Origin of the sequence: uncultured Ruminobacter sp. (genome assembly GCA_902764345.1) — a bacterium.
Classification (GTDB): domain Bacteria; phylum Pseudomonadota; class Gammaproteobacteria; order Enterobacterales; family Succinivibrionaceae; genus Ruminobacter.
On sequence record CACWVT010000022.1, the window covers coordinates 23,519 to 32,324 of the forward strand.

Annotated in this window: 5 protein-coding genes; 2 read left to right on the top strand and 3 right to left on the bottom strand. The window is 47.7% G+C overall.

Going from position 1 to position 8,806, the window contains the following annotated elements:
- Positions 1–115 precede the first annotated feature (115 nt).
- The 3 genes from QZU58_RS05535 to mrcB all read right to left on the bottom strand — a co-directional run bounded on the left by QZU58_RS05535 (position 116) and on the right by mrcB (position 6,414).
- Positions 116–334, bottom strand: a complete 219-nt coding sequence (locus QZU58_RS05535) for a hypothetical protein (protein ID WP_294462771.1) — start codon at positions 332–334, stop codon at positions 116–118.
- A 50-nt stretch (positions 335–384) separates the two neighbouring features.
- The gene (locus QZU58_RS05540; RefSeq protein ID WP_294495607.1) at positions 385–3,807 is read right to left on the bottom strand and encodes a flagellar hook-length control protein FliK; all 3,423 of its coding nucleotides are present in this window, start codon (positions 3,805–3,807) and stop codon (positions 385–387) included.
- 303 nt (positions 3,808–4,110) lie between these two features.
- The gene (mrcB, locus tag QZU58_RS05545) at positions 4,111–6,414 is read right to left on the bottom strand and encodes a penicillin-binding protein 1B (protein WP_294495609.1); all 2,304 of its coding nucleotides are present in this window, start codon (positions 6,412–6,414) and stop codon (positions 4,111–4,113) included.
- Positions 6,415–7,400: 986 nt separating this feature from the next.
- Here mrcB and dksA point away from each other — a divergent pair.
- Positions 7,401–7,763 (top strand): RNA polymerase-binding protein DksA, encoded by a 363-nt coding sequence (gene dksA / locus QZU58_RS05550; protein WP_363174820.1) that lies wholly within the window; start codon positions 7,401–7,403, stop codon positions 7,761–7,763.
- Positions 7,764–7,766: 3 nt separating this feature from the next.
- A complete protein-coding gene (gene gluQRS / locus QZU58_RS05555) occupies positions 7,767–8,633 on the top strand; it encodes a tRNA glutamyl-Q(34) synthetase GluQRS (protein WP_294495611.1) in 867 nt (288 codons plus the stop codon).
- Positions 8,634–8,806 lie beyond the last annotated feature (173 nt).

Consider the following 8,806-nt stretch of genomic DNA (forward strand, 5'->3'; position numbering starts at 1 on the left):
GGAGCCATTCATCCCTGCCCAAGGCAGTCCTGTGGAATCCCGAATCTCCCGGCTCAGTCCGAAAGAACATCGCAATTTCCGTTGCTCACATCGGAGAGTGAAACCTCATCCGGCCTTACCTTTTTTCATTTTCGGAGAGCTGCTTTGCATAGGCCACCGTTTCGGCAATAATGCTGTATACGGCATGGCCGGCATTTCTCTGTTGCCTGGATTCAGCCCGGTTTACCGGAAGGTCCGCATTGGGATGCAGATTAAAGCCGAGATCCGATGACATTGAAACGATGTCGTCGGATAAAGCGTCATCCTGCCTGCCGTTTTCGTTATTATCAGTCATAACACACTCCTGTGTACGTATTTCATCCTAAAGGGATTATTCCGCATATCCTATACGGATGGTGGATAAACAGTGCCCATACGGCTGTTAATGTTCACAACTCTGAGACCGTGTCTTTCAATACCATTCTTCAGACTGTCCGAGGTATCATTGATAAGTCTCAACGCTTCAAATTTTTCCGAAACGATACTGATGCTCACATCCTCACCGTTAAGCTCTGTCAGAATCTGCACAGCACCAAGGTTTTCCAACTCAAAGAAGAAATTAATCTTCCACACCGTGCCGTTGGCACCTTCGGTATGGCTCACGTTCATTCCGCCTTCCCTGCCGTGTGCGTAAAGCGGAGGCAAAGGAAGGAATGCCGGAAGTCCCAGCTCATCGGTAAAACCGCTCAGAAGCTGCATTCTTTCAATCTGCTGCAGGGTAAGGAAAATACTTTCGTCCACCCATCTGCAGTCCCCCCTGACGTCAAGATCCCCATACGGCTCTGCAGAACTGAATACGGACACATCCCTGCCCAGAAGCCGGAACTTCAGAGAAAGAAGCATCACGGTCCACTGCTGAATTATCCTGCCGCGTCTTCCCGAAGTGGTAAGTGGATTTCCAACAAAACCGAGCCACTCCATAACATCGTCCGCATCCTTCAGAGGTTCCGTAAGAGCCCTGCGCATACCTTTGGCGATATTGATGATTCCTTCTGAGGCATTACCGCGCTCAATGAGTTCATTAAGAGAATTCACAATACGATCCATCGGTACGCTGCGGTGGTTAACATCATTGAAATCTCTGTCGAATCTGCGTTTTTCCCTGACACGTGAAGAGCTTCCGAAGAATTTTCTGAATCTTGAGAAGAGGCCTTCAGAACGTTTTTCATTATCCGATGATTCATGTGAGTCATCAAACTTGCCGGCATCATTCTCTCCTTCAGCGGACGAAGATGCCTGAGAAAACGACTCCTTAATATCAGTCTCAGAACGAGACACTGCTGATGATTCATCTTTTACGAAAACCGAATCTTCATGAATGTCATCAGCCATTTCGGCTTCACTCTCACTGCTAACCGGCAGTTCAACGATTCCGGTAACGGTATCGGTTATAACCTGATTCTCATCGATGCTTATCACCTCGTCACTGCCGGTAAATTCCCCGGTATCGACATTTATAACCTCATTATCATCAACAAATCTTTCTGCTTTAGGCTCGTCTGAAACCGAGTCATCACCTGCGATATGAGAACTGCCTACCCATGAATAACGTCCCGTACTGCCTATGCTTATCGTTTTAACCGCACCACGCTCGGAAGATTCATGATGAGGTTCAGCCTCATTTTCCTGATGAGATGAAAAGCCGGTGTCTGATAAAGCATCAGATGCAGAATCCGCAGTGGATGCATTCTCCACGTCAGAAAGCATTTCGCTTTCGGTTTCACTCAGAGAAATTTCGGAGTTGACGTTATCCCGCTCATCCCCGGAACCGGAGATCATTTCAGGTTCTTCCTGTTCTGCGGCATTCAGGAAAACCGGCTGTGATACTTCAGGAGCCGTATATTCGGACTCCACACTGTCGCAGGCATCATTTATGGCCTCATCCTCTCTGCCTTCGTCAGGAGCAGATAATGTCTCTGCATAGTCTGAATCAGACTGAACATAAGATTCGGTATTGAGGCTTTCAGCCCCATCATCTTCAGTCTCAGTATTTCCGGAAGCTTCCGCCACCGGATCCGGATATACGGTTACAACGTCGTTTCTTACTGTTTCGGCAAGTCTTAAAAGAACATTCTGCTCCTCTTCAAGGTTTTCCATGAACTTGTCGTCATTATCGGCTTCGTTCTCCGAAGCAGGAGCATCGGCCTCATCAGTTCCGGAAGATTCCCCACCATCGTCTGAACTGCCGTCAGTGGAATTTTCAGTATTTTCCATGGCAATGGCGGCACTTAAGGAATCCTCGTCAGAAAAAATATCCAGCCCGTCTGAACCTATAACCATATCGTTTTCGGCCGAAGTTTCTTCAGTCGTATCCGGATTTTTATCAGGTTCCGCATCATCTTTTACATAATTTTCATATGACTCACTGACAGCTGAAACATTTGAGCTTGCCGAAGCTTCGGATTTCTGTTCTCCGGGCTCTCCGGTTCCGGAAACCGGATTCGGAGAGTTAATGTATTCCACGTCGTTTGCGACCTTCTGAATAAGCTCGTTGACGCGACGGCTGAGATTTGCGTTCTGCGGGATCTCGGTACTGCGCTCTCTGGCGTTACCGCTTAACTTCTCGCACTGTTCCTTAAAGGAATTGAATTCCCCGATAAGGTCTATATCCATCTGAGGAAGAGGAGTTCCTCCGTTCCCGGCACTTAGAGCTGCCGCCCCTGTGGCATTTTCCTGAACGGAACCATCTTTTACCGGACCGTTAACACCTTCCGGAGATTCCGGGAAAAGCACATTACGGGTTACGGCATCGGCACGGCTTCTTGAGAAGTCATACCTTGAAAGCATCTCTTCATCATAAAGACCGGACATGCCCGCATGAGGATTCTCCCTGAAGAACCTGGCAATTTCCTCTTCTGTAAGATTTCCTGCATCAAAGGCCTCGCCTTTTCCTGGAAGATCAGCCTCGACGATTTCACCGTTACCATCACCCTTTATGAGGTTTGCGGATCTGGCAATTGAAGCCGCCCTGCGGATAAGATTGTCCACTCTTCTGGCGATGGCCTCACTCTCCTCATCCTGATACTTTCCGTCAGACTCGAAAAGTCCCATGTTGCCGGTATCCTCTGGAATCTCATCAACGGCATCACGGATAAAGTTGCGAAGCTCCTGTTCCTTCGCAGCCTGATACAGCGCAACCCTGTTCCTGGAAACAAGATAAAGCACGTGAGGCTGATGCGCCATGATAAATTCTACTGCAGCCACAAACAGACGGCTGAATACCACCCTGCCCTTAACCGTAAGTGCCTGTGACGGCACGGATATTCTCAGCTTTTCAAGACGCTTTACGAGAGCAGGAGTTATGTTTTCGGCTGTCAGGATATTGGCGATAAGGGCGCAAAGATAATGCATCAGTGCGGCCCCTGGGGCATTATTCTCCCTGAAGATGCGAGGAAGAGTGGTACACAGACTGAAAAACTCATCGGCGGCGGCATAGCTCTTTACCACGTGAAATCTGCCGGTAAGGGTATTTGAAAGAAGCTCTGTAAGTTCTGCGTCAGAAGAAGCAAGATCCCTGATAAGTGAAACACAGGTCATATCATCCGTACCGGCAGAAGCTGCCAGTGCAGAAATAGGATCGGCAGCTAGGGCCGCCACATAGCGCTGAACGTTCTCCTGCAGTGCGGCAAGCTCCGGAGGAAGCAATGGACAGTCTCTTGTAAGTGCACTCAGGTAGGCGTAAGAGGCACTTACGTTAATAACCTTTCCGGCATTCTCCGCAAGAACCGCACGAAGGTCCTCCCCGCTGATCCCATCGGGCGCATTCACGGCGGAAGGTCCGTCTTTTCCCGCAGAAACACCGGAATCCTTTAATTTTAAATCTTCTCTCAACATAACCGTCGTTACGATATATTCTTATCAGTCACATGCCTTACGGCCTGACATTTTTATATTCTTATGCTATTTCTTACTGAATTCTTTATGCGGAATCGTCCGCACCTTTTCCGGATACGGACGATTCCGACAGATAAAACCTGTTCAGATTCTATCATCAGACAGGCATGAGGCGCCCTTTTATGCTGATTATTGTGAGGCAATTTAAGACTGACCGCACACTATAATCTTCGGGCTTTAAAACAGAGACCTGATGAAGTTCCCCATCACGTCATCATCTTCAGATTCACTGTTACAGTAACGGACTTCCTCCTCGCTTATCATGTCTTCCCTGACAGGAAGCAGCTCAAAGCCGGATACATCGGTACAGGTCTCCGGATCCATTATGTAGCTTTTACTGCCGTCATAGCTGAAATAGGCATCGGCAATACCCTCAGGAATGGCCGGAACAAGAGAACGCACGCCTCTGATGCTGAGGAAGCGGTCATACACCGGCAGTGCTCCGGTTGCACCGGTGAGATTTGTTCTGGAGTTATCATCGTTACCGACCCAGACTGTAACAAGCTCATCATTGTCAAAACCGCTGAACCAGGAGTCAATACCGTCGTTAGACGTACCTGTTTTACCGGCAATCACGGCATTGTATTTTTTAAGAGACTTGGCGGTACCTATGGAAGTAACCTTTGTCATGCCGTAAACCGTCAGATAGGCATCACGTGGATCAAGAACCTGAACCTTGTCGGACTGCAGTTCCCTGTCGTAGATAACCTCATTCCCTCTGCGGACGACACGCACCGCGGACAGCGGTCTGTAAGCGCCCTCTGTGGCAATGGTGGAATACATCTGGTTAACCTCAATCGGAGTGAGTCCGAAGCTTCCAAGAAGCGTGCTCGGTACGGACTCTATGTTCTGCTCAATCCCGAGGCGGTGAATGGTGTCAACAACCTTCTGCACACCGACGTTCATACCGACTCTTACCATCGGTACGTTCAGGGATTTTGCAAAACCGCGGTACAGAGGAATCCAGCCGCTGAAGGTACCGCTGAAATTCTTCGGAGACCAATTCTGTCCGTTACGCATTTTTACGGTAACGGGAGCATCATGAACCATACTGCCAAGATGCCAGCCGTTATTGAAGGCTGTCAGGTAGGCGGCCGGCTTCACCAATGAACCAATCTGTCTGCGTGCCTTGGTAACCCTGTTCATGCCCTGAAACTGCGGATCGCTACTGCCGACCACGGCGAGAATGTCTCCGGTACGCCAGTTGGAAACAACCACTGCACTTTCAAGCTTCTTTGTTCTTTTGGCGTTGAGTCCGCCAACCACTTCTTTTACGGCGGTGTTGGCGGCAAGCTGAACCTGTGGATCGAGACTCGTGAAGATGACGAGCCCGTTTCCGTTCAGATAATCCTCACCGAGACGGCTCTTCAGTTCGTCCTTGAGAATGCTTATGTATCCCGGAACCTTGATTACGGAGAAGTTCTGCTCCTTGTCCACAACTCCGAGAGGCTTGGCAGCATACTCACGGTACTGCTTTTCGGTAAGCTTACCGGCCTGCACCATGAGACTCAGCACCAGATTTCTTCTCTTAAGTGCAGCTTCAGGATGTCTTCTCGGATCAAACTGTGAAGGCCCCTTTACCATTCCGACAAGAAGCGCCACCTGATGCCAGTCAAGCTCGCTTACCGGAATACCGAAATAGAAATATGAAGCCAGACCGAAACCGTATATATCCCTGTTTGAATGTCCGAGATAGATCTCATTGAGATACATTTCCAGAATCTGTGATTTTTCATATCTGGCATCAACGATGATGGACATGAAGAGTTCCCTTACCTTTCGGTCAAGACTCTTCTGACTGTTAAGGAAGTAGTTTTTCACCAGCTGCTGGGAAATGGTGCTTCCTCCCTGAACCTTCTTACCGGCCTTGAAGTTCACCCACAAGGCTCTGAGAATGCCCTTAATGCTGATGCCGTGGTGATTGTAGAAATCACGATCCTCCACGTAGACCAGGGTATCAATGAGCTTCTGCGGCACGTCATCTATGCTGATGAGCATGCGATCCTCTTCCCCGCTGGAGGACAGACGTTCGAGAAGAACGGGATCAAGCTGCACGATATCGATGTTTTCTCCCGTAGCGGCATCAGATATCGAGCTTATTCTGCTGTTTGAAAAGGTAATGTGAATCGGACGTGATTCCTCATATCCGTAGGAAAAATTGAACGGTCTTCTGATAATGACCATTCTGTCGCGGTTCTTGCTGACCCCGTACTCTCCAGGCTTACCCGGATTGGAAACCTTGCGGTACTTCAGCAGTGACAGTTCATGCTCCAACTGATCAAAGGTAATCTTCTGTTCAACAGTAAGTTCAAGAGGACGGCTGTAGACTACGGCCGGGGTGCGCCATTTCTGTTCGGCTGAGAGACTGCTGCTCGATATCACCACATAATAGTATGCACAGAGCATTACAAAAATTACTGCCAAAACAAGACCGAGCTTTATGCAGAGACTGATTAATCTGCCAAAAAACGATTTACTCATAAAAATTAACACCGTCACCAAAATCAGGCATCCAACGGCTGATGCCCGTCATTCCGACATTGCCGCCGCTACGGAACTCAGAATTTTCCCGTCGCACGGCGCAATCCGTCGCTTAATCAAACATCCGTGTAATTTTTGTGAAGCCGGCTCAAACATGTAAGATTTCCAGTTCCCGAAGAACGTAAATTTACCCTTCCTAAAGCGGCAAGGCCCCAAAATAGAAACGCCGGCAAAAGGTAATAAGCCATCCTGGATTATACCGGCCTTACGCAGTCATACCCGTATACTGAGATCAGGGAAGGGACAAAAAATTCCGCATCATTATATCATTGATAGCATGTTTGTTTACACAAAAATAGCCGTACCGGAAACAAGGTATGACGGCGATCATTTCCGGCTGACCGTCACCCGACGCGATTTCCGTCAGACAGGCACTGTCACGAACAGCATACGAAACACACATAATTCCGACAGAATGCGGAAATTCTCAAAGACAAAAACCTACCTGCGTTCAACTAATAAACATCTATGACGACATCTTTTGACAAAGATCTATTTTTTATAAAAAAAGATTTCAGATAAAAGGAAAAATGAAAAAGAATTAAATCATGACCTGATGCTTTTATGTCACTGTTTATGCGTAACGTGGCCTGCTCCGGCTGTTCAGACCTGGTCCACGATGTCAAAACCTAGGCTAAACTTCATATTTATGAAAAAGAATTTGACATAAATCTTTGAATATATGCCTTAAGTAATGTATATTCTAGTGAATTTATTTTTATTCAGGAACCGGTTCCGATTTTCACGGACTCAAACGTGATGAATACACGTAGCGGCACCGGTGCAGAATGCCACGTGTCTCGTTGCACGGGTATGGACATTTTAGGAGAAAGACTATGAGCGACAACAAAAAGGATTTAATTGAGCTGAGTCCTCTGGCCATTGCCGGCTTAAAACCATATGAAGTTCAGCCAGGCGAAGAATATATGAACGATAAGCAGAAGGCTCATTTCCGCAAGATTCTGGAAAGCTGGCGTGATCAGTTAATGACCGAGGTTTCAAACACCGTTGATCATATGAACGATGAAACCACCAACTTCCCTGACGACATTGACCGCGCCGCTCAGGAAGAAGAATTCTCTCTCGAATTAAGAATCAGAGACAGAGAAAGAAAGCTTGTAAAGAAGATTGAAAAGACTATCCGCAAGCTTGATTCAGATGACTACGGCTACTGTGACGACTGCGGTGAAGAGATCGGCATCAAGCGTCTTGAAGCCCGTCCTACCGCTGACCTCTGCATCAACTGTAAGCACCTTGCCGAAATCAAGGAAAAGCAGGGCGCCAAATAGTAAATGGACTCTTATCACGGGCGCTTTGCCCCGTCTCCGAGCGGCAGGCTGCACTTCGGTTCGCTGGTGGCCGCTACTGGAAGTTATCTTCGTGCCAGAAGCCGGAAAGGTTTCTGGCATCTTCGTATTGAAGACATCGATACCACCCGATGCCGACCTGAATTCAGTGACGCCATATTAAGAGATCTTGAGCTTCTTGGCTTTGAATATGACGGACCGGTACTCCATCAAACCCAGAGACTGGATTTCTACCGGGAACACCTTGATGAACTTATACGGGAAGGCAAAACCTACTGCTGTACCTGCACAAGAGCTGACGTCCGTAAAATGGGCGGGGTCTACAACGGTCATTGCAGAAATCTCAACCTGCCTCAGACTGAAGGCAGCAGCATCCGGTTCAGAAGCACAATATACGTGGATCAGTACGCGGATGAGATTAGAGGTACCGTTAAAAATCCGTATCCGGACGTTCAGGACATGATTCTCCGCAGAAGGGACGGACTTTATTCCTATAATCTTGTATGCCTTCTTGACGACATTGACACAGGCATCACTGAGGTTGTCAGGGGGGCGGATTTTCTTTATGAAACCTTCATGCAGATATCCTTTATCAGGGAATTAAATGAAAAGGTACCGGGATATATTCATCTGCCTCTGGCCATGGAGGACGACGGACATAAATACTCCAAACAGAATCATGCCGTGCCTATAGATACCGCACATGCCTCTGAACTTCTGGTTAAGGCCATAAAATTTCTGGGACAGCACATTCCTGACGCTCTTGAACATGAAAAGCCTGCGGACATTCTCAGATATGCAACGGAGCATTTCTCAGTGGAGAAGATTCCGACAGACGACCGCATTATCTGACAGAACTCGTGTTTCTGCGAGGATACGGCATTCTCTTCAAACGGCAAAACCACAAAACAGTCTGAACCAACGACTTTACCGCTATTTTGGATCTATAAAAACCTATAAAATAAATTTTTTACCAAATTAAGCCTTCATCGCCAGATTTGCCAGCTGATTCTTATTTAAGTCAG